We start from the raw sequence: 25,061 nt of genomic DNA, 5'->3' as shown, positions 1-25,061 counted from the left end.
ATCCTATTCCGAGAAAGCGACCGTGACGATCTTTATCCCGTTCATAGGCACCTCGAGCCGGCTCGAAAAGGCCCATCTTGCGCCTGGCGCCACCGGATCGGCGCCTTTCCCCAGCCTGTAGCGAAGGATCTTGCCGTCGTTTGCCGCAACGGCAATGTCGATCGGTGGCAATGGCGCAGCCGCCTTGCCATCGTTGAACGCAGCCCCGTCGACGAACAGCACCGGCCTAAGGCCGGAGCTGTCGACCCGCGACGTGACCTCGGCAATGCGCAAGGAAGAGGCCTGCCAGGCCAGCGGAAACGCCGCCGCACGCACGACCGCATGGCCGCCGGACACCCAGAATGCCATTGCCGCCAACGAGATGCCGGCGAGCCAGAAGATCGGACCACCACGAACGGGACTTGGTTCCCGACATGCTCTTGTCGCCCGCAGCATCTCCATTCCGCCGGCCGAAGCCGCCGAGCCGGGGAAGGCCGGCGGGTCGTCAGCTGATTCGTTGCGGGTATGGGAAGGTTCAATGACCTCGAAATCGGCGTCGACGATGTCTGCCGAATCCACAGCTATCGGCTGGGCGAATGTGTCGCGGGCGTCGGCGGCCATGATTTCGCCGGAAACCGGGCGTGCTTTCCGCTGCTCAGCCATCAGACCCCTTAGACATTTTGCCGAGAGGGGGTAAACGGAAATGGTTAATGCTTCGCCACCGAGGTGCATTCGAGCCCCACCCCGGACGGAAACTTAACCGTCCGTTAACCATGCGGACCCAAGGTCGTTTCATAGAAACGGGCGACCGGGGTCCCGAGAAAAATCATCGGGATCGATAAACCCAAGGTCTGCAGCACGTGATCCGATTCGAGAATGTCGGCCTCAGATACGGAATGGGACCGGAGATCCTGCGCGATGTCTCCTTCCACATTCCCGAGCGCTCGTTCCAGTTTTTGAGCGGGCCTTCCGGCGCGGGCAAGACCACCCTGCTCCGCCTGCTGTTCCTGTCGCTCAAGCCGACGCGCGGGCTGATCAGCGTTTTCGGCAAGGATCGCACCCGCATTTCGCGCGCCGAGTTGCCGTTGATGCGCCGACGCATCGGCGTGGTGTTCCAGGATTTTCGGCTGCTCGACCACATGACCACCTACGAGAACGTGGCGTTGCCGCTGCGCGTGCGCGGACGCGAGGAGGCGAGCTACCGCACCGACGTCATCGAACTGCTGAAATGGGTCGGCCTGGGCGAACGCATGCATGTGCTGCCGCCAGTGCTTTCGGGCGGCGAAAAGCAGCGTGCCGCGATTGCCCGCGCGCTGATCGAGCAGCCGGAGATCCTGCTGGCCGACGAGCCGACCGGCAATGTCGATCCGCCACTGGCGCGACGCCTGCTCAGGCTATTCATCGAACTCAACCGGCTCGGCACAGCAGTGGTCATTGCCACCCACGATCTCGGCCTGATGGACCAGGTCGACGCCCGGCGCATGATTCTCGCCGGCGGAAAGCTCGACATCTATGACTGAAGCTCCTGCCGACACCCGCGACCACGACGAGGAATTCGAGGACGAATTCGAAGATGCGCCGATGCAGCAGCCGGCTCCGCGCCTGCAACGCAAAACGGCACCCATCGTGCCGTCGCAGAACGTCGCCGGCCGGGCGCTGGTGCTGGTCATCGCCATCATGACGTTCCTGTCGTGCCTGACACTGGGTGCGGTGACGCTGGTGCGCGATACCGCCTCGGTGTGGGAGAACCAGATTTCGCGCGAGGCCACGATCCAGATCAAGCCGGTCGACGGGCTCGACATGGACGCAGCGCTTGAGACTGCCGCCCGCATCGCCGGTGAATTTGCCGGCGTGGTTTCGACCAGGATCGTCGACCGCGAGGCCACTGCCCGCCTGCTCGAACCCTGGCTCGGTTCGGGGCTCAACATCGACGAACTGCCGGTGCCGCGGCTGATTATCGTCACCATCGATGAAACCAGCCCGCCGGACTTCGGCGCCATGCGCGCCGCCATCACGCCGAAGGTGCCGACAGCTTCGCTCGACGACCATCGCACCTGGGTCGACCGGCTGGTGGCGATGGCGCGCACCACTGTGACGATCGGCACCGGCGTGCTGGTATTGATGCTGGCGGCGACCGTGCTGTCGGTGGTGTTTGCCACGCGCGGCGCCATGGCCGGCAACGGTCACATCATCGAGGTGCTACATTTCGTCGGCGCCGAGGCGCGCTTCATCGCCAGCGAATTCCGCCGCCACTTCCTGCTGACCGGCATGAAGGGCGCGGCCGCCGGCGGCGCGGCCGCGGTCATCGTGTTCATCATCTTTTCCTGGTGGTCGTCGCGCAACCTGGCGACGCCGGAAGCCGACCAGGCGACGGCACTGTTCGGCAACTTCGCCATTGGTGCCAACGGCTATCTCGGGGTCGCGGTCATCGTCGCCGTCATCGGCGGGCTGACCGCCGCCACGTCGCATTTCACCGTGGTTCGCTACCTCGGCGACATGGATCTGCACCAGCCGGACGGGATGTAGACCATGCCGCTATCACGGATCATGTCAAAACGTCACGCAATGTGCATAATGGGGCTCTGTAAATGCCGCATTCCCTGCTTAACCATGGCTTCGTGATGGGACAGAACGCGCTCGCTGCATCGGGGACGGTTTCAGGAACGAGATTCTACCCGGCCGGGCGCTCGCCGCGCCGGAGAACAATCTTTTTGCGCCGCATTCTGTTCATCCTCGTGACGTTCGCCGTCATCTTCACCGGCGGATTCGGCTTCTTTGCCGTCCATGTCAGCGGCATGAGCACGCCTGCGAACCCCGACAAGGCCGACGCCATCATCGTCCTGACCGGCGGGCAGTCGCGGCTCGACGCGGCACTTGACCTGCTCAAGGCGGGCAAGGGCGAGCGTCTGCTGATCAGCGGCGTCCACCCCTCGGCGACGCGCCACCAGTTGCAACTGGCCACCGGCAGCGACAAGTCGCTGTTCAACCGGGTCGACATCGACCGCGCCGCGCTCGACACCATCGGCAATGCCGAGGAAAGCGCCAAGTGGGTCGTCAGCCACGACTATGAGCGCGTCATCCTCGTCACCAACAACTACCACATGCCGCGCAGCCTGCTGGAAATGGGACGGCTGCTGCGCAACGCCAGCCTCGAGCCCTATCCGGTCGTCAACTCCAAGCTCGACGAAGGCCGCTGGCTGACCAAGCCCGAAGCGTTCCGCGTGCTGTTCACCGAATACAACAAGTACCTGCTGGCCCTTGCCCGCGGCATCGTACCAGTCAAGCCGACGGCCGACGGCGTGCTTGTCGTCCAGGCCCAAGCGGCCGACTAGCTTTTCATTCTCAGCTTTATCGACGTGAACGGCGCGACGCGCCGTTTTCCTTTTTCGGCAGCTTGGTGTAACCAACGGCAACTTCCGTCCTCAGGCGTTCCCCGACAATGCTCCAAATCCGCTCGCTGGCATTCAACTTCGTCTTCTATGTCAGCCTGGTCGTCCAGATGATCCTGTGGACGCCCTACTACTTCCTGTCGCCGCGCCATCGCGCCTGGTTCGTGCCGAAGTTCTGGGCGCGCACGAGCCTGTGGCTGCAGGAAAAGATCGCGGGCACGAAGAGCGAGATATCAGGCATGGAGAACCTGCCGGAAGGCTCGTTCATCCTGGCGCCGAAGCACCAGTCGTTCTGGGACGCCATTGCCTTCTTCCCCTACCTGCGCGACCCGCTCTACATCCTCAAGCGCGAGCTGATGTGGATCCCGTTCTTCGGCTGGTACATTGCTAAGATGAAGATGATCCCGGTCAACCGCGGCAAGCGCTCGGCGGCGCTGAAGGCAGTCGTGGTGGCGACCCGCAAGGAGATGCAGCACGACCGCCAGCTGATCATCTACCCAGAGGGCACGCGCCGCGCACCGGGCGACGAGCCGGCCTACAAGTGGGGCATCGCCGAGCTTTATGCGGCACTCAACATGCCGGTGGTGCCGGTTGCCCATGTCGCCGGCCTTTACTGGCCGCGCCGCAAGTTCCTGCGCTTTCCCGGCACCATCAAGGCGCGCTTCCTGCCGCCTATCCCTGCCGGGCTGAGCCGCGAAGAATTCATGTCGCGACTGGTCGCTGAAACCGAAGCCGCCTGCGACCAATTCCTGATCGAGGCCGCCAGGTCCGACAACCCGCCGCCGATGCCGCCCACGGCGGTGAAGCGGCTCAGGGAACTGGGTATCGAAGTCGGCTAGCCCTGGGTTATCCGTCGCTCGTGCTCGAGCAGCCAGCGCTTGCGCCAGAGGCCGCCGCCATAGCCGGTCAGGTCGCCGCTGGCGCCGACGACGCGATGGCATGGGATGACGACGGCGATCGGATTGGCGCCGTTGGCGCGCCCGACGGCGCGCACGGCGGCCGGATTGCCGATCTCGGCGGCGAGACCGGAATAGGTCGCCGATGTACCCGCCGGAATGCGCCGTAGACCATCCCAGACCTGACGCTCGAAAGCGGTGCCCTGCGGCGCCAGCCGGGTGGTGAAATTGGCAGATTTGCCGGCAAAATAGGCGCCCAACTCTGCCTCGATCTGGTCGATCGGTGTGGCCCGCCCAAAGGCGATGGCCGAGCCGGTGGCAGCCTGCAGCTTGCGCACCTCCGATGCCAGGGCCTTGCGTTCGAGGAACTCGAGAATGTGCAGGGCGTGCCGGTCGGCGATGGCGATCAACGGACCGATGGGCGTTTCGATCCAGTCGGCCTTGAGCATGATCTTGCCGCGCAGCCTGGCCGGTGCCTTGCCGAGGAGTCGGGTCACCGCCGCGCGAAAGCCGCTGCCGGAATCGAAGCTGGCATCAAGCTGCGCATCGATGACGCTGTCGCCCGAGGCCAACCGCTCCGCCGCCTGCCCGAGCCGGCGCAGCCGCGCCATCTCGAGAAAGCTCATGCCGAAGCGGCGCTTGAAGGCGCGGCGCACGGTCGAGGCATCGAAGCCCATCGCAATGATGTCGGTTTCGAGCCAGCGCCGCTCCGGTTCGCGTTCGAGCGCGTCGAGCAGGGTCGACACGACCGGCTCGGGAGCACCCGTGCCCATCATCGGCCGGCAGCGCTGGCAGGGCCGGAAGCCGGCATGCAGGCATTGGGCGGTGGTGTCGAAGAACTGCACGTTCTCGCGCTTGGGCTTGCGGGCAGCACAGGTCAGCCGGCAGAAGATGCCCGTCGTGCGCACCCCGACATAGGCAAATCCGTCGTAGCCCGGATCGCGCGCGATCAGGGCATCGTAGAGCGTATCATCGCTGGGGCGTTGGAAAAGCATGGCCAATGCTTAGCGCGAGTCCGCTTCCTGGTGCGCCGAAAATCGGGCACGCATTTTTCGCTGCTGACAGGTCATTTGCCGACGAGCCGCGCCACCTCTTCCAGCCAGTGATCGCGGATGCCGAGCGCCTTGAGGTGCTCGACCGTGCTTGCGACGTAGTCCTCGTTGCGGCCGGACTGTCCGACCGCCCCGGTGACGATCTCGGCGGCATGAGCGGCATCGAGATTGCCGGCATATTGGGAATGCTTGCGGTCGGCGATATAGCAGACCGCCTCCACCTTTTCGCCCTGGTCGAGCTGGATCGCGAGCCGGCGCTCGAGATAGACGCTGGTGACGAGTTCCCGGTCGCGCAGATAGGCAAGCACTTCGTCGCGCAGATCTCCGGGCACGCGGAAGGCGAGGCCGACGCAGGAGCCGCCGCGGTCGAGGCCGAGTACCAGCCCGGGCCGCTGCTCGGTGCCTCGATGCACCCAGGACCGGATGCACAGCGCGCGGCGAAAGCCCATCAGCCGGGCGCGGCGCGTTTCGACATGGGCGAAACCCGGACGCCACATCAGCGAGCCATAGCCAAAAACCCAAAAATCGCCCATATCGCCAAGCCTGTTGGTGGTTCGCGGTCGAACCGCGTTAGCGAGAGCTTTAGCATGACGTCAAGCCAGGACCGGAAACCGAACTCAAGCCGCCGCTTCCTGTGGCTGGCACTGTTCATCATCGTGCTGTTCGGTGGCTACAGCGCCGGGTGGTTCTGGTTTGCCGAGCGGGCGCAGCAGGAAGTGGTCCGGCGTATCGCCGAAGTCAACCGCGACGGCGTATCCGCCACCTGCGCCAAGCCCGAGATCAAGGGCTTCCCGTTCCGGATCGGCCTGTTCTGCGACAGGCTGGAATTCGAGGACGCGACGCGGCGGGTTTCGGTGAGCGCCGGCAGCCTGCGCACCGCGGCCCAGGTCTACCAGCCGATGCGCACGGTGCTCGAAATCGACGGGCCGCTGCGCCTGACGGCGCCGGACCTGCCGCAACTCCAGTTCGACTGGGAACTGCTGCATGCCAGCGCTCGCATCGCCCAGCCGCTGCCCGAACGGCTGTCGATCGAGACGCGCAAGCTCGTCGGCCAGGCATCATTCAGCGACGGCACGCCGATGCCGCTGTTCACCGCCGAGGACACCCAGTTGCATCTGCGTCCCAACGGCCCCGATATCGATATTGCCGGCACCTTCACCGGGTTGGCGATCGACCCCAAGGCAACGCATGGACGTCAGCTGCCGCCGCTGGACGGCAGCGCCGACACCTCGCTCAAGAACGGCGTGGCGCTGCTTGCAGACAAAGCGAGAAGCCTGCGTGGCCAGGCAGGCACGATCCGTTCGATGACGCTGTCGACCGGCGGCAACGCGGGTGCTGCGGTCAGCGGGCCATGGTCCATCGCTGAAGACGGGCTGTTGGACGCCGACCTCAAGGTGACGATCCGCAACCCGCGCGAGCTGTCGCGCATCCTTTCGGAGATCGTGCCGGAACAGCGCCAACAGTTCGAGGCCGCCTTCTCGGGCCTCGCAATTCTCGGCGACGCACCGACCCTGCCGCTCAAGATCGTCAAGGGCAAGGCGACGCTGGGGTTCATTCCGCTGGGCATGGTGCCGGCGGTGAAGTGAGGTGAGCGAATAGCGAATAGCGAATAGCGACAATGTCAGCCCGTGCGGCAGATGCATGTCACTATTCGCTACTCACTACTCCCTATTCGCTATTCCCTAGTTCTTGACCGGATGTTCGATCGCCTCGCGGCCGAAGTTCGGCACGTCGACCTCCTGGCCGGCGTCGATGATCGACCGGCGGATGGCGCGGGTGCGGGTGAACATCTCGAACAGCTTGTCGCCGTCGCCCCAGCGGATCGCCCGCTGCAGCGAGGCGAGGTCCTCGGAGAAGCGCGCCAGCATTTCCAGGATCGCGTCCTTGTTGTGCAGGCAAACGTCGCGCCACATCGTCGGGTCGGAGGCGGCGAGACGGGTGAAGTCGCGGAAACCCGAAGCCGAATACTTGATGACTTCCGACTTGGTCACCGACTCCAGGTCGTCGGCGGTACCGACGATGTTGTAGGCGATGATGTGCGGCAGGTGCGAAACGATGGCGAGCGTCATGTCGTGATGCTCAGGGTCCATCGTGTCGATGTTGGAGCCGCAGCGGCGCCAGAACTCCGACAGCTTTTCGAGCGCCACGGGATCGGTATCCGGCAGCGGCGTGAAGATGCACCAGCGGTTCTCGAACAGGTCGGCGAAGCCGGCGTCGGGTCCCGACTTCTCGGTACCGGCCAGCGGGTGGCCGGGGATGAAGTGCACGCCCTCGGGCACGTACGGGGCCATCTGCGCGATGACGGAGGCCTTGGTCGAGCCGACGTCGGTGAGGATGGCGCCGGGCTTCAGTGCCGGCGCTATCTCGGCTGCCACGACGCCGGAGGAGCCGACCGGCACCGAAACGATGATGAGGTCGGCATCCTTCACCGCTTCCTTGGCGTCGGTCGAGTAGCTGTCGCCGAGGCCGAGTTCCTCGGCCCGCGCCAGGGTTGACGCGCTACGGGTCGAAATGGCGATGTGGCGGGCAATTCCTTCGCGGCGGATGACGCGGGCCAGCGACGAGCCGATCAGGCCGATGCCGACGAGGGCGATCTTGTCAAACAGGGCTTTGGACATTTTTCAACTTTTCAGGAATTCGGTGAGTGCGGCAATGACGCCGCGATTGGCCTCTTCGGTGCCGATGGTCATCCGCAGCGCATTGGGGAAGCCGTAGCCGGCGACCCTGCGCAGGATATACCCGCGCGCGCTGAGATACTCATCGGCAACTGCTGCCGAATGCTTGGCATCGTCCGGGAAGTGAACCAGCAGGAAGTTGCCGACCGAAGGCGTAACGCGCAGGCCGAGCTTCTCGAATTCCTGCACCAGCCACTCAGCCCACTGGGCGTTGTGGGCGATGGTGCGCTCGACATGGGCGCGGTCTTCCATCGCCGCCACGCCGGCCTCGATGGCCGCAGCGTTGACGTTGAACGGTCCGCGCATGCGCTCCAGCACGTCGATGACGTGCGACGGCGCGTAGACCCAGCCGATGCGCATGCCGCCGAGGCCATGGATCTTGGAGAAGGTGCGCGTCATCACCACGTTCTCGTTGGCCGCCACCAGTTCGACACCCGCCTCATAGTCGTTGCGGCGGACATACTCGGCATAGGCGGCGTCGAGCACCAGAAGCACGTTCTTCGGCAGCGCCGCGTGCAGGCGACGGACCTCCTCGAACGGCACGTAGGTGCCGGTGGGGTTATTGGGGTTGGCCAGGAAGACGATCCTGGTCTTCGGCGTCAGCGCGGCAATGATGGTGTCGACGCTGGCTTTCTCGGCGTCTTCCTTGGCGACGACCGGCATAGCGCCGGCGGCCTGGATGTAGATCTTGTACACCATGAAGCCATGCTCGGTGTAGACCGCCTCGTCGCCCGGCGACAGGTAGCTCTGCGACAGCAGGCCGAGCACCTCGTCCGAGCCGTTCGAGCACAGGATGTTGGCCGGGTTGAGCCCATGGGTCGCCGCAATCGCCTGCCTCAGGCGTGACGACGACCCGTCGGGATAATACTCCATCTTGTCGGCGAGTTTCTTCACCGCCTCGATGGCATGGGGCGAGGCGCCGAGCGGATTTTCGTTCGACGAGAGCTTATGGACCTTGGTGACGCCTGCGGGAGCTGCGCTCTTGCCGGGGACATAGGCTGCGATGTCCATGATGCCGGCGCGGGGTTCGGGGCGAATCTGCTCAGGTGCCTTGGTCATGTCGAAAATCCTGGATTGGCGCCTCCGGATGGAGGCCGCAGCGGAAATACCCCCCGGGGCCGCCAATGTCGAGGAAAACCGAAGGAAACGGCGGTCCTGGCTGGACCATTGGGTCGCGGTTGACGCAATCCGCGCCCAGGCGTAATAGCAGGGCATAGACCCGTGGTGATTTGGCCGGTCGGCTTGCAGCCACGTTAAACAAGTCGCTAAAGGGCCGTTTGCGATCCGTAAACCGGCTTTGCGACAGCAATGCCGGTTTTGTTTTTTTGGAGTTCGCAACAGTGCCGATCAAGATCCCGGATCAACTCCCCGCCCGCGAAATACTGGTGAACGAGGGCGTCTCCGTCATGGACGAGCAGACAGCGCTCCGCCAGGACATCCGCCCGCTGCAGATCGGCCTGCTCAACCTGATGCCCAACAAGGTGCGGACGGAGACCCAGATCGCGCGGCTGATCGGTGCCAGCCCGCTGCAGGTGGAGTTGACGCTGGTGCGTATCGGCACACACAAGGCCAAGAACACCTCCGAGGACCATCTCATTGCCTTCTACCAGACCTGGGAAGAGGTGAAGGACCGCAAGTTTGACGGTTTCATCATCACCGGCGCGCCGGTGGAGCTGCTGCCCTTCGAGGACGTGACCTACTGGGACGAACTCAAGCAGATCATGGACTGGACGACGACCAACGTGCACTCGCCGTTCTTCATCTGCTGGGGAGCGATGGCGGCCGCATGGCATTTTCACCGCGTTCCGAAGCACACGCTGGAGCAGAAGGCCTTCGGCGTCTTCCGGCACAACAACAACGCCCCCGCTTCCCCCTATCTCGCCGGCTTCTCGGACGATTTCGCCATTCCGGTGTCGCGCTGGACGGAGGTCCGTGCCCAAGACATTCCCGAGGGCTCCGGCCTGGAACTGCTGATGGAATCGGAAGAGACGGGCCCGAGCCTGCTGGCCGAAGAAGCCGGCAACCGGCTCTACATGTTCAACCACATCGAATACGACTCGACCTCGCTCAAGGAAGAGTACGACCGCGACGTGACCGCCGGTGTCGAGATCGCGGTGCCGCACGAATATTACCCCGACGACGACCCGCAGCGCCGGCCGCTCAACCGCTGGCGCTCGCATGCCCATTTGCTGTTCGGCAACTGGATCAACCGGGTCTACCAGACCACCGAGTACGACATGGAAAGCATCGGCAAGGGTCGGTAGCCGATCGCAACATGGCCGCGCTCGGCATCCGGGCGTGGCCTGGCACCCTACCCCGCCGATGCCCGGTGTTCGCGGAAGGCGCAGGCGAGGATGCGCAGCGCCTCGCGCGACCGGCGGTCGGTCAGCGTGGTGTGCAGCACGATCTCCGATGACGGCACTGCCGGCAGGCCGAACTTGCGGCTGATCTCGACGGTGCCGGGCGGCGCCAGCCTGCTCGGGAAAACGGACGTCGCAAGCCCTGCTGCGACACCTGCCGTCACCAGCGATGAGCCGCCACCGACGAACACCTCGACCCACGGGATACCGGCATCGTCGAGCTTGCGCGTGGCCACGTCGCGCACGCCGCAAGCTCGCGACAGCGTCGCCAGCCGGATCGGCTCGCCCTGGCGATGATGGAAGTCCGGAGTGGCGAACCAGCCGAAATGCTCGGGTCCCAAGACCTCGCCATCGCGGCGGTCGTCCTCGCGCCTGACGATCGCCGCATCCAGCTTGCCGCGATCGAAGGCATCGAGCAGATTGCTCGAATTGTCGACCTGGACCTCGATCGTCAGCGCCGGGTCATGCTGGTTGAGCCGTGCCAGCAGCGTCGTCACCTCCGGCCCGGCGACATGCCCGGCAATGCCGAGCGCGAAGTGGCGCGTGCCGCAGGAAAGGCCGGCGACTGCATTGTCATGCGCGACAAGAAACGCGCGCGCGGAATCGATGAACAGAGCGCCTTCGGCCGAGAGCCTAACGCGGCGCGGCGTGCGTTCGATCAGCTTGCGGCCGACCCGCTCCTCCAGCCGCTTCAGCTTGACGCTGACGGCCGCCTGCGTCGAACCCAAAGCGTCGGCGGCGCGCGTGAAACTCTGCAGTTCCGCCACCATGACGAAGTTCCGCACCGCTTCTGCATCCAGCCACAGCATCTCATTTATTCCATTTCGTTATCACTGAAATAGGATTGCATAGCATTTTTATATGTACAAGCGTCGCTTATCTGGAACGCTCAAAGCAACAGTACGGCAGTGCCCATCGCACCTGCCTGCAGCAGAGGTGCCAGATGAACCAAGCAAGCAGAAACTACATAGCGCTCGGCGCAGTCTGTCTGGCCTCGCTGATGTTCGGCCTCGAAATTTCCAGCGTGCCGGTGATCCTGCCGACACTCGAACATGTGCTGCAGGCCGACTTCAAGGACATGCAGTGGATCATGAATGCCTACACCATCGCCTGCACGACGGTGCTGATGGCCACCGGCACGCTTGCCGACCGCTTCGGGCGCCGGCTTGTCTTTGCCATTACCGTCATTGCCTTCGGCGTAACGTCGCTGATGTGCGGCATTGCACCCAACACCGAAGTGCTGATCATTGGCCGGTTCCTGCAGGGCATGGCTGGCGGAGCGATGTTCATCTGCTCGATCGCCATCCTCTCCAACCAGTTCGACGATGCCAAGGCGCGCGGCAATGCCTTCGCCATCTGGGGCGTGATCGCCGGTATCGGCCTGGGCTTCGGACCGATCATCGGCGGCATGATCGTCGCCCTGTCGGCCTGGCAGTGGGTCTTCCTGGTCCACGCGCCGCTGGCGCTGCTGTGCCTGGGGCTGACCTTCAGCGGCGTGGAAGAATCGCGCGACCCGCAGGCCAGGAAGCTCGACCTGCTCGGCATCGCCACGCTGAGCGCCACGGTCCTCGGCCTGACCTTCTACATCACCCAGGGCGCCGATCTCGGCTTCCTGAGTCCGACCGCCATCGGTATCGCAGCCGCAACGCTGGTCGGCCTGGTCGCCTTTGTCGCTGTCGAGCGGCTGCATCCCCATCCAATGTTCGATTTCTCGGTGTTCAGGATCCGCGATTTCTCCGGCGCCATCGTCGGTTGCATCGGCATGAACTTCAGCTACTGGCCGTTCATGGTCTATCTGCCGATCTACTTCACCGTCGGTCTTGGCTACGACAGCACCGCGACCGGACTGGCACTGCTCGTCTACACCGTGCCCTTCCTGGTGATGCCGCCGGTGGCCCAGTATCTGCTCCTGCGCACCAGCGCCCGCACGGTCATCCCTCTCGGCCTGTTCACCATCGGCCTCGGCTTCATCGCCATGTGGGCAGGCAGCCGCGTCGACGGCGCAAGCGGCCTGGCCGTGCTGCCCGGCGCACTGATCGCCGGCATCGGCCTCGGCCTGACGACGACGCCCGCCACCAACATGACCACCGGCTCGGTGCCGGCCAGCCGTGCCGGCATGGCCTCGGGCATAGACACCAGCGCAAGGCTGATCGCGCTCGCCGTCAACATTGCCGTGATGGGCTTCGTGCTGGTCGAGGGCATCCTCTCGGGGCTGAGAAGCGCCCTGCCCGCAGTTGACGACACCGGCCAGCTGAGGATGCTTGCCGAGCGTATCGCCGCCGGCGGCGCGACGCCTTCGCTCGAGGGCTCGCAAGGCGCGCTTGAAGTGCCGGCCGATGTCGTCCACGCCGCACTGGTCAATGGCTTCGGCTGGGTGATGCTTTATGGCGGCATCGGCGTGTGGGTCCTTGCGGCGATCAGCTTCGCGCTGTTCGGGGCCGGCAAGTCGGCTGACGTGACGAAGGCCGAGACGTCGGCAATCTGACGCTCAAGGGCCGGGCCCTTTTGGCGCCCGGCCTTATCCCTTCGGCGCGAACACGCGCACCGACTTCGGCCGGATGCGGAAATGCGCCGGGGTCCAGGTGACCAGTTCGCCGTCGGTGTTGACCGGACGCGGCCGCTTGGTGCGGATGGTCACCTCGGTGGTCTTGAAGGCGCGGACGTCGTCCCACTGACCTTGGGTGCCCTTGCGCAGGCTGGGCAGCAGGCGCAGCAGCCGCCACCAGTGGTCGACCTCGAGGCTGTAGAGGTCGAGCCAGCCGTCGTCGGCCGTCGCCGTCTCCTCGACCGTCATGCCGCCGCCATAGTGGCGGCCATTGCCGACCGAGACCTGCATGGTGTGGATTTCTTCGGTCGTGTCGTCATGGTCGACATAGGCAGTGAACAGCCGCGAGCGCATCAACAGCCGCGCCGCGACGATGCCATAACCGAGCGTGCCCCAGCGCTTCTTGGCGTGCTCGGTGAGTTCGCCCGCCAGTTCGGCGCTGAAGCCGATGCTGGCAACGTTGAAGAACAGATGGCCATTGACCTCGCCGAGATCGACCGTCGTCTCATGACCGGCGGCGATGACTTCGGCAGCCTTCACCGGATCGGTCGGGATGCCCATGGTGCGGGCGAAATCGTTGGCGGTGCCCAGCGGCAGCACGCCGAGCGCCAGGCCGCAATAGGCAAGGCCGGAGGCCGCATTGTTCAACGTGCCGTCGCCGCCGCCGACGATCGCCATGTCGAAATGGTCGGCATGTCGCGAAATCAGCTCGGAGGCGTTCTCATCCTTGCTGGTCGTCATTTCCTCGATGTCGATGCCGGCATCGACAAGCACCTGACGGGCAGCATCTATGGAGCCGCCGCCGCGGCGGGCGCGCGGATTGACGATCAGCATCGCGCGCTTGCCCTTGGAATGTTGCACGGCGCGTTTCTGGTGGATGACGTCGGTCAGGAGGGCATTCCCTGTTGTTGTCGAAAGGCAGGTCTGTCCCGCGTCATCTAGGAAGCAAACCGTACTATTTTAAGATGCACCCCCTAAATCAGGAGGGATAACCTACCGGTCGAGTTGGGGAAAATAGGGATCGGAATAGATCCGCCGGTCGCGCTCGCCGGCCATGCAGTCGACCGGAGCGGCCGCATCGATCCTGACGACCGGCGACAGGTCGGTATTGCCGCTGACCTCGAGCACCAGCTTGCGCCGGATGGCCATCGCGAACTCCGCCGCGGCACGGATCGGCAAGACGAACGAGCCCGGTCCGCCTGTGACGCATTCGGCATAATAGCGATCGAGCTCGGAGGCCGTGCGCGACGGCCGGATCAGGATCGGCAGGCCGTTGATGACGATGCCCTGCGCCACAGCGGCGTCGCGTGCCCGGACCACCGGCGTGCCGAAATTGTTCGGCCCGTCGCCCGAAATGTCGATGACGCGCCGAAAGCCCTCGGCGGCGTTGCGGTCGAACAGGGCCGCGCCATAGGTGACGGCGCCAGAGATCGAGGTGCCGCGAAAGCCGCTGAACGGCCGCGCCTCGAGTTTGGCCGCGAATGCGGCAGCACTCGCAGCACTGTCGATGACCTCCCAGGGTACGACCGACTCCTCGCGGACGGTGCCGGCCCATTCGAAATAGGTGATGGCAACACGGCCGTTCTGGCCGGACAGAACCGCATCGACGAAATCGGGATGGCGCAACGCTTCGACATAGCCGGCACGCTGGAGCGTGAACTCCTCCAGGTCCATCGAGCGCGACACGTCGACGGCCAGCACCAGCTCGACATCGACAGACAAGCCCGCCACAGGCACGGCCGGGGGCTTGGGCAATTCGCAGCCCAGGCACAAGACGATCGCCAGCGCTTCCAGCATCGACGGACACCCCTGTCGGCCGGGGGAGTGTCGCGGCAATGGCGCCGGAATGGAAGTGCCCCGGCTTCACCCCTTCGTGAGGTGAAGCTCAGCCGCCACGCTCGTCGCCGCGCCGCAAGGCAGGAAAGCCGCGCGTGGCGCCGCTGGGCGACAGCACCGGCATGAACACGCGGCGCGAGGCGCGCTGCGCCACCGGGATGCCCTGGTAGACGCGCTTTTGCGCCTCGACCACGATGACGCCTGAGAAGATCGGCCACAGGCGACGACCGGCGCGTTCGAACAGGTGGTCGAACTTCATCATCCACTTGCGCCGCGACGGCGGGAAATGCAGCGCGTCCGACCACGCCGACACAGTGAAATTGGCCTCGCGCAGAAGCTCGTTGAGCTGACCGGAGGAGAACGGACGGCCGGTCCCGAACGGCGTGTGCTCGAAACGGGCCCAGACGCCGCGCCGGTTGGGCACGACGATGACGATGCGCCCGGCCGGCGACAGCACGCGCCAGATCTCCTTCAGCGTCTCGCGCGGGCTCTCGGCATGTTCGAGCGAATGGACGAGCAGCACCCGGTCGATCGAGGAATCGACAAGCGGCAGTTCCTCGTCGAAGACAAGCGCCGTCGACGACGGGCCATTCGCCGGCCACACGACCGCGCCCTGCGTTGCCGGCATGAAGGCGAAGACCCGCTCGGCATCGCTGCCGAAGCGGTCGAGCCAGGGCAGCGTGTAGCCGAGCCCGACCAGCCGCTCGTTGGGTAGGCCTGCCCACACCGACGACAACCCCATGGTGATCGACTGCTCGGCCAGGCGGCCGAGCGGTGTCGAGTAGAACGAGCGAAGGTCGACGATGTCGGAATTCATCACCGGAACGTAGACGCGCGCACGGCCGACTTCAACGACCCCGCCCCAATTGGGGTGACAGCGCCTGACGCGCGCCCTATCGTTCCCGCCAGAAGTGGAGTTTTGCGATGCCGGTCGAGATCAGACTTTTCATGTGCCGCACCGACAATTTCGGGGCGCTGTTGCACGACCGCGAGAGCGGCGAGACGGCGATCGTCGACGCGCCGGAGGAGGCACCGATCCTTTCGGCGATCGAACACAGCGGCTGGACGCCGTCGATGATCCTGACGACCCATCATCACGCAGACCATGTCGAAGCCAATCTGGCGCTCAAGCAGCGCTACAAGCTGCGTATCGTCGGCCCCGAGGCCGAGCGCGACAAAATTCCCGGCATTGACGACACGGTCGAGCAAGGTTCGGTGATTCCCTTCGGCAACGAGACCATCGAGGTCATCGAGACCCCCGGCCACACCGCCGGCCATGTCTGCTACCACCTGCCGAAGTCGAAGATCGCCTTCACGGCCGACACGCTGTTTGCGCTCGGCTGCGGCCGGCTGTTCGAGCGCCCGGCGCCGGTCATGTTCGAATCACTGAAGAAACTTGCCGCCCTGCCCGCCGACACGGTGATCTATTGCGGCCATGAATACACGCTGTCCAACGCCCGCTTCGCCCTGACCATCGACCCGGACAATGCCGCGTTGCGGGCCCGCTCCGAAAAGATCGAGGCGCTGCGGACCGACGGCAAGCCGACGCTGCCGACGACCATCGGCGAGGAACTGGCGACCAACCCGTTCCTGCGCTGGGCCGATCCTGGTGTGCGCAAGCATCTCGGCATGGAAAAGGCCTCGGATGTCGATGTGTTTGCCGAGATCCGCAAGCGCAAGGACAATTTCTGAGCGATGCTGGCCGCCGAGATCATCGCGCTGCTCGGCATGCGCCGCCATCCCGAGGGCGGCTGGTATGTCGAGACCTTTCGCGACAATCCCGAGGGCGGGCCGCAGGGTGCGCGCGGCCACTCGACGGCAATCTACTTCCTACTGGAAAATGGCGATGTCTCGCACTGGCACCGGGTCAGGGATGCCGCCGAGATATGGCACTATCATGCCGGCGCACCGATCGAGCTCAGGCTGCATCGGGAGGGCGGCGGAACCGTCGCCCAGACGCTCGGCACCAACATTGCGGCAGGAGAACGCCCGCAATGCGTCGTGCCTGCGGGCTGGTGGCAGGCCGCGCGTTGCCTCGGCGACTGGACGCTGGTCGGCTGCACGGTCTCGCCCGGCTTCGATTTCGCCCAGTTCGAACTGGCCGAACCCGGCTGGGAGCCCAAGCCGGACTAAGCCCCTACCCCGTCTGCTGCCGTCCCCTTGCGCCCGCCGAAGATCAGCGATTTGGCTGCCAGCACCGCACCGCCGGTGATGAGCACGCAAGCCGCCAGGATGCGCAAGCTTGGCTCGGCGAAGCCGGCTGCGATCAGCACCAGCGTCGACAATAGCGGCGCGGCATAGCTCGCCGCCCCCAACACCTGAATGTTGCCGCGCTTGACGCCGATATCCCAGGCATAGAAGGCCGCACCGACCGGCATCAGGCCAAGGCCGAGCACGGCAAGCCACTGGCCGGCATTAGCCGGCAGCACGGTCTCTTCCAGCGCCAGATGGCAGACAAGCGACAGCACCGACGTTGCCAGGCAGAACCAGGTGACGATTGTCGTCGGCACCGACGGGAAGCGGCGCGATAGCAGCGAATAGCCCGACCACAGGAAGGCGCAGGCGAAGGCCATGGCGTAGCCGAAGCTGTATTGCGCGTCGAAGGCGAGCCCGCCACCCTTGGTGACGATAAGGAAGGTGCCGGCAAGGCCGAGCAGCGCGCCGGCGATGTGGTTCCAGCGCAACCGCTCGCCTGGCATCAGGGCCGAGCCCAGCACGATGAACAGCGGCCAGAGATAGGCGATCAGGCTGGCCTCGACCGCCGGCGCGTTGCGCAGCGCCGTGAAGTAGAAGAAATGGTAGCCGAACAGCCCGGCAATGCCGATCACCCAGACCTGCGGCGGAATTCTCTCGGCCTTCTCAGGCTTGGCCATGAACAGTCGGGCCACGAGGCCGACGCAGGTGCCGATGGCAAAGGTGATGGCCGAAAGCAGGAAAGGCGGCACCGAGCCCGAAGCGTCGGTCAGCAGCGCCAGCAGTGCCCACATGGCGACTGCCGAAAATCCGATCAAAGTCGCGCGCCCCACTTACCCCTCCCGGTCTAATCGGTCGCTTCGAACCGCCGTGCCTTCACCGTGATCGTGCCGATCTCCGTGCTGACGGTGGCGTAGATGGGCGCATATACCCCGGTTTCGCCGAGCGGCGCAAACGTCACCATGATGCGGCTGCGGTCACGCAGGAAGGTCAGCGCCTTCTTGTCGGTGCGGTAGCCCGAGACCGGCTGGAAACCCATGCGGCAGGTGACCGTGTCGCCGGAGAAACCCTTGACCGACATCTTCTTGCGCGAAACCTCGGTCAGCCTGAGGTCGGCACGCAACTCGCCATCGTACATCTTGACCGTCCGGCCGCAGACCTTGTCGAGGCCGGGGGCACGGATGATCGTGGCGGCAATCGGATCGGCGACGGCGCGAAGGTCGCCCGCTCCGAGCGGAATCCAGGTCTTGCCGCGTTTCCTGGGCGGCGGCACGACCTCGCTGCGGCTGACTTGATCGCCGGAGAAGCGGACATCGACGAGCGAGTTGACCTTGCCCGAGACATAGTCGGCACGGAAGGCGCGCGGGCGGGTGCGGCCTTCGCCAAAGCTGCCGCGCGACGAGATCGTGCCGCGGGTGTCGTCGAAGAATGCAGCAAGTCCGGCGCTGGAGACCTTGCCCGTCACCTCGTAGGAATCGCCATCGTAGCGGCTGTCGAAGGTGGCCTTGGCAACCGGAATACCGAGGAAGGACAGCGAATAGTCGCCGCTGAAGGATTTGGCCGCCGCCGGCGATTGCGAGGGCAGCATGGCGAGAGCGAAAGCAAGCAGGATAGGCGAAAGGCGCGGCATTGTAGGGAACACCTCATCGTCAGCGGAAGCTGACTTCCGGCTGTTCGTGTCCCTTGCAATCGGTTATAGAACCAATTCCGGCCATTCTGTGGAGTTGGGGACAACGCCCCGAAACCACCGGGACGCTTGACGCGTCAGCCAAATACACCTATGGAACGCCAACTTTTTCCATGAGGCCGCCTGACTGAGACCGCGCGCCATCCTTAATCGGTGCGTTATCGTCGCTTGGTCCGCCAGAACTGAAGGTAAGTAACATGTCCCGCGCTTGCGAACTCACCGGCAAAGCCGTCATGACCGGCAACAATGTGAGCCACGCCAACAACAAGACCCGTCGTCGCTTCCTGCCGAACCTGGTCAACGTCACGCTCATCTCCGAGACGCTGAACCAGAACGTGCGCCTGCGCATTTCGGCCAACGCCCTGCGTTCGGTCGAGCATCGCGGTGGCCTCGACGCCTTCCTGATCAAGGCTGACGCCGAAGAGCTGTCGCAGCGCGCGCGCCTGCTCAAGAAGCAGATCGCCAAGAAGACCGCCGAGCAGGCTGCAGCCTAATCGACGAATCAAGGCGGGGGACGACCGCCTGGAGCCTCTGCGCGCCGCAAGGACGATAGAGGCTCCGACCAAATCCGCCCGGGCGACGCCCGTACCGCTGGTTCCATTACCCAGGATAAAAAAATGAACTCCGGTTCAAAATATCTGCCTTTCGTGGCGGCCATGGCGCTTGTCGTCGTCGCCTCCAACATTCTCGTCCAGTTCCCGATGCAGGGACAGGTCGGATCGCTGGCGCTGGCCGACATCCTGACCTGGGGCGCCTTCACCTATCCCTTCTCGTTCCTGGTCACCGACCTCGCCAATCGCCGCTACGGGCCGAAGCTGGCGCGGCGGATCGTCTTCGTCGGTTTCATGATCGCGGTGATCTGCTCGATCGTCATTCCGCCGGTCCTGTTCCGTTACGGACTCATTCCGTTCGACACTGCCGCCGATCGCCTGGCCCGCATCGCGGTGGCCTCCGGCACCGCCTTCCTGACCGCTCAGCTGCTCGACGTCACGGTGTTCAACTGGCTGCGCCGGCAGAGCTGGTGGCGCGCACCGATCTTCGGCACGCTGGTCGGCTCGGTGTTCGACACGGCGATCTTCTTCGGCGTCGCCTTCGCCGCAGCCTTCGCCTTCCTCGGCCCCGAGGACGCCTTCGCGATCGAACCGGCGCCGCTGTTCGGCATCATGGCCACCGAAGCCCCTCGCTGGGTTTCCTGGGCGCTTGGCGACCTGATCGTGAAGCTGTTGATCGCCGTCTTCGCGCTGATCCCCTACCGGCTGATCGCCACGCGCTGGAGCCAACCTGCGCTGGCCGCCAACTAGACAGCCCTATCTGTCGATTCGCGTCGACAGGATGATCGACGACAGGGTGCGTTCGACGCCGTCGAGCGCACCGATGCGGTCGATCAGCGTATCGAGGTCCTGCACCGACGGGGCCTCCACCACCACGATCATGTCGAAGTTGCCGCTGACCGAGTGCAGCGTCCTGACCTCGGGGATGCGCCGCAGCACCGCCTCGACCGCCGCCGACACCTTAGGCAAAGCCGTCACCAATATGTGGGCGCGGACGAGATTCCTCTCGTAGTCCGCCGACAGCTTGACGCTGTAGCCCGATATCACCCCGCGCTGTTCCAGCCGCTCGATGCGGCTTTGCACCGTCGTCCGCGACACGCCGAGCTTGCGTGCCAGTTCAGCGGTCGAGGCGCGGGCATTTTCGCGCAGCAGGGCAATCAGGGCGCGGTCGGCATCGTTCGTCATTTCAACAAATCTCTTCGGCGAATTGCTCAAATCATATCGGCTTTTCGGCAATATCGATACTGCCTTTCGACAGCAGGCAGGCATAGAATCCGCGCGAGATCCAATTGCAGGGGACATGACCATGAAACAGATCGTTGTCGTAGGCGCAGGCAAGATCGGCTCGACCATCGCCGACATGTTGGCTGAAACGGGCGATTACCAGGTGACCGTGGTCGACCGCTCGCAGACGGCCCTCGATTCGCTCGAAACCGGCAACCCCGTCGAGACGCTAAAGGTCGAAATCGCGGAAGCCGGCGCGCTCGACGCCGTACTGGCCGGCAAATTCGCCGTGCTTTCGGCGGCCCCCTTCCACCTCACCACGCGCATCGCCGAGGCCGCCGCCAAGGCCGGCGTGCACTATCTCGACCTGACCGAGGACGTCGCCTCGACGCGCATCGTCAGGGAACTGGCCGTCACCGCCAAGAGCGCCTTCATCCCGCAATGCGGCCTGGCGCCGGGCTTCATCTCCATCGTCGCCAACGACCTTGCCAAGCGCTTCGACACGCTGGAAAGCGTGCGCATGCGCGTCGGCGCCCTGCCGCAGTACCCGTCGAATGCGCTCAACTACAACCTGACCTGGAGCACCGACGGCGTCATCAACGAATATTGCGAGCCCTGCGAGGCGATCGTTGAAGGCTCGCTCGTCGAAGTGCCGCCGCTCGAGGAGCGCGAGGAGTTCTCGCTCGACGGCATCACCTATGAGGCGTTCAACACCTCGGGCGGTCTCGGCACGCTGTGCGAGACCTACAAGGGCAAGGTGCGCACGCTGAACTACCGCACCATCCGCTATCCCGGCCACGCCGCGATAATGAAGGCGCTGCTCAACGACCTCGGCCTGCGCCACCGCCGCGACGTGCTCAAGGACATCCTGGAGAACTCGCTTCCGGCCACAATGCAGGACGTGGTGGTGATCTTCGTCACCGTCAGCGGCCGCAAGGGCGGTCGCCTGCTGCAGGAAAGCTATGCCAACAAGATCTACAGCCGCCAGATGGGCAAGGTGACGCGCAGCGCCATCCAGATTACCACTGCGTCAGGCATCTGCTCGGTGCTCGACATGCTCGCTTCCGGCGCGCTGCCGCAGCAAGGCTTCATCCGCCAGGAAGACATCGCACTCGACGCTTTCCTGGCCAACCGCTTCGGCCACAACTACGCCCAGGCAGGCACCGCGCACCTGGCGGCCTGATCCGCCGGTCGCCTCACGGAGAGGATGCTCCGGAGGCCAAGAATTATGGGCAGCGAGGGGTTGGGGGACCCCTCGCTTTTTTTTGCATTTCGCGTGGGGTTCAGCGGGAGCGCGGGCCTGGGCAGACGCGGCTCCCTCTTTCTCCAGCGACCGACATCAGATCGGCATCATCGGCCCGAAAAAGCCGACGATACGCTCGATACGCTCACCGTCTGGCGTCAGGAAGGCGACATCGATCCCTTCGGGCAGCGGTGTGCCGTCAGCCTCGACGACACGCCATCCGAAACGTGCGATGCAGTGGTGAAGGTCGACCGCGCTCGTACGGACGATCACCGCGCCGGGGCGGCCAGCCCTAATGTTTGCGATATGGGCCAGCAGTTCGTCTGCGCCGACAGCGTCGGCACGCGGGTCGGTGTATGTCGCCCCCTCGGCCCAGACAGCTTCGAGCGACGCCTTGCGCCGCACCGGGTCGGGTTCGTTCCAGACCGCGCAGTAGCGGTCAATGAGGCTGGTGGCATCGGACGACATGGCCGGCTCCTGCATCGCAAGCATCGACCATAGCGAAAAATCGCCGGTCAATCGCCGTGCAGGATGAATTCCAGGTAGAGATTGCGCTGCAGGATCGAGTGGTTGTCGTCGGAGATCAGCGACACCATCAGCGCGCCGTCGCTGCGCTGCCAGACGTCGAGTCCTTCCATATTGTCGATCTGGTAGCCCATGTTGGCTTCCAGCAGCACCTGGCCGTCGGCAACCTGGCCCTTGGCAATGCTGGCGGAAGCGATGCGCCTGAGCCGCATCTTGACCCCTGAGGCCATCGAGAAGCTGCGCTCCAGCAGCAACAGGTCGCCGCCGGGCAGGAAGGCACCATCGGTGATGTCGAACTCGCCGTCGCGCTTGACGGTGAAGATGCCCTTCTGTGGTCCCTCGATGATGGCGGCAAAGATGTTGCCGGCCGGATCGAGGCTCTTTTCCGACACCACCACCAGCCCGCCCTTCTCGGCGGAATAGGCCACGGTCTCGAAGCCGCGGTTCTGGCGCAGTTCGTTGCGCGGTACCAGGAAGTCGAGTTCGCGCAACGCCGGCTTCATGTTGGCGGGGTCGATGCGGAACTGGGCGATACGGTGGGTACGCTCGAAGCCGACGGTGGCGATGCCGTCCCTGACGGCAAGCCCCTCGGCGTCGGCCATCCACTTCTTTTCAATGGCATTGCCCGAGGCGTCGACCATCTGGACCATGCTGAAATTCTCGACGCCCGCAGGCCGCAAGGCGGCGTCGCGGGAAATCCGGCCGAAGAACCAGAAACCGGTGTCGGCGACGCCGATGAAGTCGCTTCCCGGCTTGAGGAAGCGGAACGCCGACAGCGCGCCCAGATTGCGCGACGACGAGGTCAGTTCGAGGCCGCCGACGAACTCCAGCGGGCCGAACATCTTCTGGTCGAGGCCGATCTGGAACCGGGCGATCGGGCGCGCGGAAATCTCGATGCGTTCGATGGCGGGTTGCTCGGCCCGCGATGAGGCGGTGAGCGACGTGGAAAGGGTAAGCGCCGCCACAGCAGCGCAAGCAATGTGCCGCAGGCGGGCCGCGGACAGGATCATCCGGCGCGCCGGAAGCCGCCGCGGCGGTTCTCGCGGGCGCTCTCTTCGCCAAACAGCGAGGCAAGCTGCTCGGTCATGGCACCCGCCAGTTCCTCGGCATCGACGATGGTGACGGCACGACGATAGTAGCGCGTGACGTCGTGGCCGATGCCGATGGCCAGAAGCTCGACCGGCGAGCGGGTCTCGATCAGGTCGATGACCGCGCGCAGGTGGCGCTCGAGATAGTTGCCGGGGTTGACCGACAGCGTCGAGTCGTCGACCGGGGCGCCGTCCGAGATCATCATCAGGATCTTGCGCTGTTCGGGCCGCGCGATCAGGCGCTGGTGCGCCCACAGCAGCGCCTCGCCGTCGATGTTTTCCTTGAGCAGGCCCTCGCGCATCATCAGGCCGAGATTGCGCCGTGAACGCCGCCAGGGCGCGTCGGCGCTCTTGTAGATGATGTGGCGCAGATCGTTGAGGCGGCCGGGATTTGGCGGCTTGCCGTCCTTCAGCCATTTCTCGCGCGCCTGCCCACCCTTCCACGCACGCGTGGTGAAGCCGAGGATCTCCACCGAGACGCCGCAGCGTTCCAGCGTGCGCGCCAGGATGTCGGCGCAGGTTGCGGCAACCGTGATCGGCCGGCCGCGCATCGAGCCGGAATTGTCGAGCACCAGCGTGACGACGGTGTCGCGGAACTTGGTATCGCGCTCCTGCTTGAACGACAGCGGCTGCATCGGGTCTATGACGACGCGCACGAGCCGTGCCGGATCGAGGTAGCCCTCTTCCAGGTCGAAGTCCCAGGAACGGTTCTGCTGCGCCATCAGGCGGCGCTGCAGGCGGTTGGCCAGGCGGCCGACCACGCCCGACAGGTTGGCGAGCTGCTTGTCGAGGAAGGCGCGCAGACGATCGAGTTCGTCCTCGTCGCACAGCTCTTCGGCACCCACCGTCTCGTCGAAGGCGTTGGTGAAGACCTTGTAGTCGATCTCCCTGGGCAGGTTGGCGAAAGGATTGTCCTGGCGGCGCGCCTCGCCCGGCGTCTCCGAATCGACATCGTCGTCGTCGGACATGTCGTCGGACGTGGCGTCGGACGCCTCCATCTCGCCTGACGGCTCCTCTTCGGCAGAGGATTCGGCCTCATCGGACTGCGACTGGTCGGCGCCTGAATCGTCCTCGCCGCCGTCCTCGCTCTGCTCCTCGCCTTGCGGCTGATCGTCGTCCTGGTCCTCGTTGTCCTCGGTTTCCTGGTCGTCGCCGTATTCCTCGGCCATTTCCAGCGAAGCGAGCATGTGGCGGACCATCCGGGCGAAGGCCTGCTGGTCTTCCAGGCTGCCGAGCAGCCCCTCGAAATCCCCGCCGGCCTTGTCCTCGACCCATGAGCGCCAGAGCTCGACCATGCGCTCGCCGCTCTTGGGAACGGGCTGGCCGGTCAATTTCTCGCGCACCATCAGCGCCAAGGCTTCCTCGAGCGGCGCTTCGGACTGTTCGGTGACCTCGGCCAGATTGGCCTTGGCGTATTTGTCCTCGAGCATCGAGGTGATGTTCTGGGCAACGCCGGCCATGGCACGGCTGCCGATCGCCTCGACGCGGGCCTGTTCGACGGCGTCGAAGACGGCGCGGGCCTGCTTGCCCTCGGGCGCAAGACGGGCGTGGATGCGGGTGTCGTGGCAGGCGCGCTTGAGCGCCATGGAATCGCCGAGTCCGCGGGTGACGGCAATGTCGCTGGCCGAAGCCTTCTTGGGCAGTTCTGGCAGGCGGGCGCGATTGCCGGCAAGTGCCGGCCGCTCCTTGGCGAATGCCACTTCGAGCTCGTTGTCGCCCGAAATGGCGCGCATGGAGACGGTCACGGCACGCTTGAAGCTGTCAGCTTCCGAGCCTGTCTTCGATTTGTTGCGCGTGTTGTCGCCCGGCCCCGCCATC

Annotated in this window: 27 protein-coding genes and 1 riboswitch; of the genes, 12 read left to right on the top strand and 15 right to left on the bottom strand. The window is 64.9% G+C overall.

Annotated elements, in window-relative coordinates:
- Positions 1–3: 3 nt before the first annotated feature.
- Positions 4–711, bottom strand: coding sequence for a hypothetical protein (locus CO731_RS08620; protein WP_343207446.1), 708 nt, complete (start codon positions 709–711; stop codon positions 4–6).
- A 128-nt stretch (positions 712–839) separates the two neighbouring features.
- Between CO731_RS08620 and ftsE the strand changes: the two genes are divergently transcribed.
- From ftsE to CO731_RS08600, 4 genes are all read left to right on the top strand, one after another.
- On the top strand, positions 840–1,499 hold the full coding sequence (gene ftsE, locus CO731_RS08615) for a cell division ATP-binding protein FtsE (protein ID WP_055973192.1): 660 nt from the start codon (positions 840–842) through the stop codon (positions 1,497–1,499).
- Positions 1,492–2,505, top strand: a complete 1,014-nt coding sequence (locus tag CO731_RS08610) for an ABC transporter permease (RefSeq protein WP_108606829.1) — start codon at positions 1,492–1,494, stop codon at positions 2,503–2,505. The genes ftsE and CO731_RS08610 overlap by 8 nt, the downstream gene beginning before the upstream one ends.
- 185 nt (positions 2,506–2,690) lie before the next feature.
- The gene (locus CO731_RS08605; protein WP_245439686.1) at positions 2,691–3,311 is read left to right on the top strand and encodes a YdcF family protein; all 621 of its coding nucleotides are present in this window, start codon (positions 2,691–2,693) and stop codon (positions 3,309–3,311) included.
- 107 nt (positions 3,312–3,418) lie between these two features.
- On the top strand, positions 3,419–4,207 hold the full coding sequence (locus CO731_RS08600; RefSeq protein WP_108606828.1) for a 1-acyl-sn-glycerol-3-phosphate acyltransferase: 789 nt from the start codon (positions 3,419–3,421) through the stop codon (positions 4,205–4,207).
- On the opposite strand, the gene CO731_RS08595 is transcribed toward CO731_RS08600, so the two are convergent.
- Together CO731_RS08595 and CO731_RS08590 are read right to left on the bottom strand one after the other, a co-directional pair.
- Positions 4,204–5,259, bottom strand: coding sequence for a trifunctional transcriptional activator/DNA repair protein Ada/methylated-DNA--[protein]-cysteine S-methyltransferase (locus CO731_RS08595; RefSeq protein WP_108609706.1), 1,056 nt, complete (start codon positions 5,257–5,259; stop codon positions 4,204–4,206). The two genes, CO731_RS08600 and CO731_RS08595, sit on opposite strands and share 4 nt — an antisense overlap.
- Positions 5,260–5,330: 71 nt before the next feature.
- On the bottom strand, positions 5,331–5,849 hold the full coding sequence (locus CO731_RS08590; RefSeq protein WP_108606827.1) for a gamma-glutamylcyclotransferase: 519 nt from the start codon (positions 5,847–5,849) through the stop codon (positions 5,331–5,333).
- A 54-nt stretch (positions 5,850–5,903) separates the two neighbouring features.
- Here CO731_RS08590 and CO731_RS08585 point away from each other — a divergent pair, with 54 nt between their 5' ends.
- Positions 5,904–6,902 (top strand): DUF2125 domain-containing protein, encoded by a 999-nt coding sequence (locus tag CO731_RS08585; protein WP_108606826.1) that lies wholly within the window; start codon positions 5,904–5,906, stop codon positions 6,900–6,902.
- 96 nt (positions 6,903–6,998) lie between these two features.
- Here CO731_RS08585 and CO731_RS08580 read toward each other — a convergent pair whose 3' ends face one another.
- A complete protein-coding gene (locus CO731_RS08580; protein WP_183262473.1) occupies positions 6,999–7,934 on the bottom strand; it encodes a prephenate/arogenate dehydrogenase family protein in 936 nt (311 codons plus the stop codon).
- A gap of 3 nt (positions 7,935–7,937) precedes the next feature.
- On the bottom strand, positions 7,938–9,050 hold the full coding sequence (gene hisC, locus CO731_RS08575; protein WP_108606825.1) for a histidinol-phosphate transaminase: 1,113 nt from the start codon (positions 9,048–9,050) through the stop codon (positions 7,938–7,940).
- A gap of 152 nt (positions 9,051–9,202) precedes the next feature.
- A riboswitch (SAM riboswitch) is annotated at positions 9,203–9,280 on the top strand.
- 51 nt (positions 9,281–9,331) lie between these two features.
- On the opposite strand from hisC, the gene metA reads away from it, so the two are divergent.
- Positions 9,332–10,255: a homoserine O-succinyltransferase gene (metA, locus tag CO731_RS08570; protein ID WP_108609704.1), complete on the top strand. Its 924-nt coding sequence runs from the start codon at positions 9,332–9,334 to the stop codon at positions 10,253–10,255.
- Between the two features lie 47 nt (positions 10,256–10,302).
- On the opposite strand, the gene CO731_RS08565 is transcribed toward metA, so the two are convergent.
- A complete protein-coding gene (locus tag CO731_RS08565) occupies positions 10,303–11,160 on the bottom strand; it encodes a LysR family transcriptional regulator (RefSeq protein ID WP_108606824.1) in 858 nt (285 codons plus the stop codon).
- A gap of 134 nt (positions 11,161–11,294) precedes the next feature.
- Here CO731_RS08565 and CO731_RS08560 point away from each other — a divergent pair, with 134 nt between their 5' ends.
- Positions 11,295–12,836: an MFS transporter gene (locus CO731_RS08560; RefSeq protein ID WP_108606823.1), complete on the top strand. Its 1,542-nt coding sequence runs from the start codon at positions 11,295–11,297 to the stop codon at positions 12,834–12,836.
- Between the two features lie 33 nt (positions 12,837–12,869).
- On the opposite strand, the gene CO731_RS08555 is transcribed toward CO731_RS08560, so the two are convergent.
- The 3 genes from CO731_RS08555 to CO731_RS08545 all read right to left on the bottom strand — a co-directional run bounded on the left by CO731_RS08555 (position 12,870) and on the right by CO731_RS08545 (position 15,549).
- Complete coding sequence (locus tag CO731_RS08555) at positions 12,870–13,757, bottom strand: lipid kinase (RefSeq protein WP_108606822.1); 888 nt, start codon at positions 13,755–13,757, stop codon at positions 12,870–12,872.
- Between the two features lie 132 nt (positions 13,758–13,889).
- Entirely contained in the window at positions 13,890–14,693 is an 804-nt protein-coding gene (locus CO731_RS08550) for a DUF1194 domain-containing protein (RefSeq protein WP_108606821.1), read from the bottom strand.
- An 88-nt stretch (positions 14,694–14,781) separates the two neighbouring features.
- Complete coding sequence (locus tag CO731_RS08545; protein WP_108606820.1) at positions 14,782–15,549, bottom strand: methyltransferase domain-containing protein; 768 nt, start codon at positions 15,547–15,549, stop codon at positions 14,782–14,784.
- Positions 15,550–15,656: 107 nt separating this feature from the next.
- Between CO731_RS08545 and gloB the strand changes: the two genes are divergently transcribed.
- Both gloB and CO731_RS08535 read left to right on the top strand, forming a co-directional pair.
- Entirely contained in the window at positions 15,657–16,424 is a 768-nt protein-coding gene (gene gloB / locus CO731_RS08540; RefSeq protein WP_108606819.1) for a hydroxyacylglutathione hydrolase, read from the top strand.
- Positions 16,425–16,427: 3 nt separating this feature from the next.
- Positions 16,428–16,865 (top strand): cupin domain-containing protein, encoded by a 438-nt coding sequence (locus tag CO731_RS08535; protein ID WP_108606818.1) that lies wholly within the window; start codon positions 16,428–16,430, stop codon positions 16,863–16,865.
- Here CO731_RS08535 and CO731_RS08530 read toward each other — a convergent pair.
- Together CO731_RS08530 and CO731_RS08525 are read right to left on the bottom strand one after the other, a co-directional pair.
- Complete coding sequence (locus CO731_RS08530) at positions 16,862–17,758, bottom strand: EamA family transporter (RefSeq protein ID WP_108606817.1); 897 nt, start codon at positions 17,756–17,758, stop codon at positions 16,862–16,864. The two genes, CO731_RS08535 and CO731_RS08530, sit on opposite strands and share 4 nt — an antisense overlap.
- A gap of 14 nt (positions 17,759–17,772) precedes the next feature.
- Entirely contained in the window at positions 17,773–18,555 is a 783-nt protein-coding gene (locus tag CO731_RS08525; protein ID WP_108606816.1) for a DUF3108 domain-containing protein, read from the bottom strand.
- 254 nt (positions 18,556–18,809) lie between these two features.
- Here CO731_RS08525 and rpmB point away from each other — a divergent pair, with 254 nt between their 5' ends.
- Positions 18,810–19,106 carry a 50S ribosomal protein L28 gene (rpmB, locus tag CO731_RS08520; protein ID WP_108606815.1) on the top strand — a complete coding sequence of 99 codons (297 nt, stop codon included), beginning with the start codon at positions 18,810–18,812 and terminating at the stop codon, positions 19,104–19,106.
- Between the two features lie 123 nt (positions 19,107–19,229).
- A complete protein-coding gene (locus CO731_RS08515; protein WP_108606814.1) occupies positions 19,230–19,913 on the top strand; it encodes a queuosine precursor transporter in 684 nt (227 codons plus the stop codon).
- A 6-nt stretch (positions 19,914–19,919) separates the two neighbouring features.
- On the opposite strand, the gene CO731_RS08510 is transcribed toward CO731_RS08515, so the two are convergent.
- Positions 19,920–20,348: an Lrp/AsnC family transcriptional regulator gene (locus tag CO731_RS08510; RefSeq protein WP_108606813.1), complete on the bottom strand. Its 429-nt coding sequence runs from the start codon at positions 20,346–20,348 to the stop codon at positions 19,920–19,922.
- A 115-nt stretch (positions 20,349–20,463) separates the two neighbouring features.
- Between CO731_RS08510 and CO731_RS08505 the strand changes: the two genes are divergently transcribed.
- Positions 20,464–21,570 (top strand): saccharopine dehydrogenase family protein, encoded by a 1,107-nt coding sequence (locus tag CO731_RS08505; protein WP_108606812.1) that lies wholly within the window; start codon positions 20,464–20,466, stop codon positions 21,568–21,570.
- Positions 21,571–21,726: 156 nt separating this feature from the next.
- Here CO731_RS08505 and CO731_RS08500 read toward each other — a convergent pair whose 3' ends face one another.
- The 3 genes from CO731_RS08500 to cobT are packed head-to-tail and all read right to left on the bottom strand — an operon-like array spanning position 21,727 to position 25,060.
- The gene (locus tag CO731_RS08500; RefSeq protein ID WP_159091604.1) at positions 21,727–22,098 is read right to left on the bottom strand and encodes a nuclear transport factor 2 family protein; all 372 of its coding nucleotides are present in this window, start codon (positions 22,096–22,098) and stop codon (positions 21,727–21,729) included.
- A 47-nt stretch (positions 22,099–22,145) separates the two neighbouring features.
- Complete coding sequence (locus tag CO731_RS08495) at positions 22,146–23,165, bottom strand: esterase-like activity of phytase family protein (protein WP_108606810.1); 1,020 nt, start codon at positions 23,163–23,165, stop codon at positions 22,146–22,148.
- Positions 23,162–25,060 (bottom strand): cobaltochelatase subunit CobT, encoded by a 1,899-nt coding sequence (gene cobT / locus CO731_RS08490; RefSeq protein ID WP_108606809.1) that lies wholly within the window; start codon positions 25,058–25,060, stop codon positions 23,162–23,164. The genes CO731_RS08495 and cobT overlap by 4 nt, the downstream gene beginning before the upstream one ends.
- Between the last annotated feature and the right edge of the window lies 1 nt (position 25,061).

The organism is Aminobacter sp. MSH1 (assembly GCF_003071665.1).
GTDB classification, from domain to species: domain Bacteria; phylum Pseudomonadota; class Alphaproteobacteria; order Rhizobiales; family Rhizobiaceae; genus Aminobacter; species Aminobacter niigataensis.
Note: the sequence above shows the minus strand (reverse complement) of the source record. Positions and strands in the feature narration are given on the sequence as shown.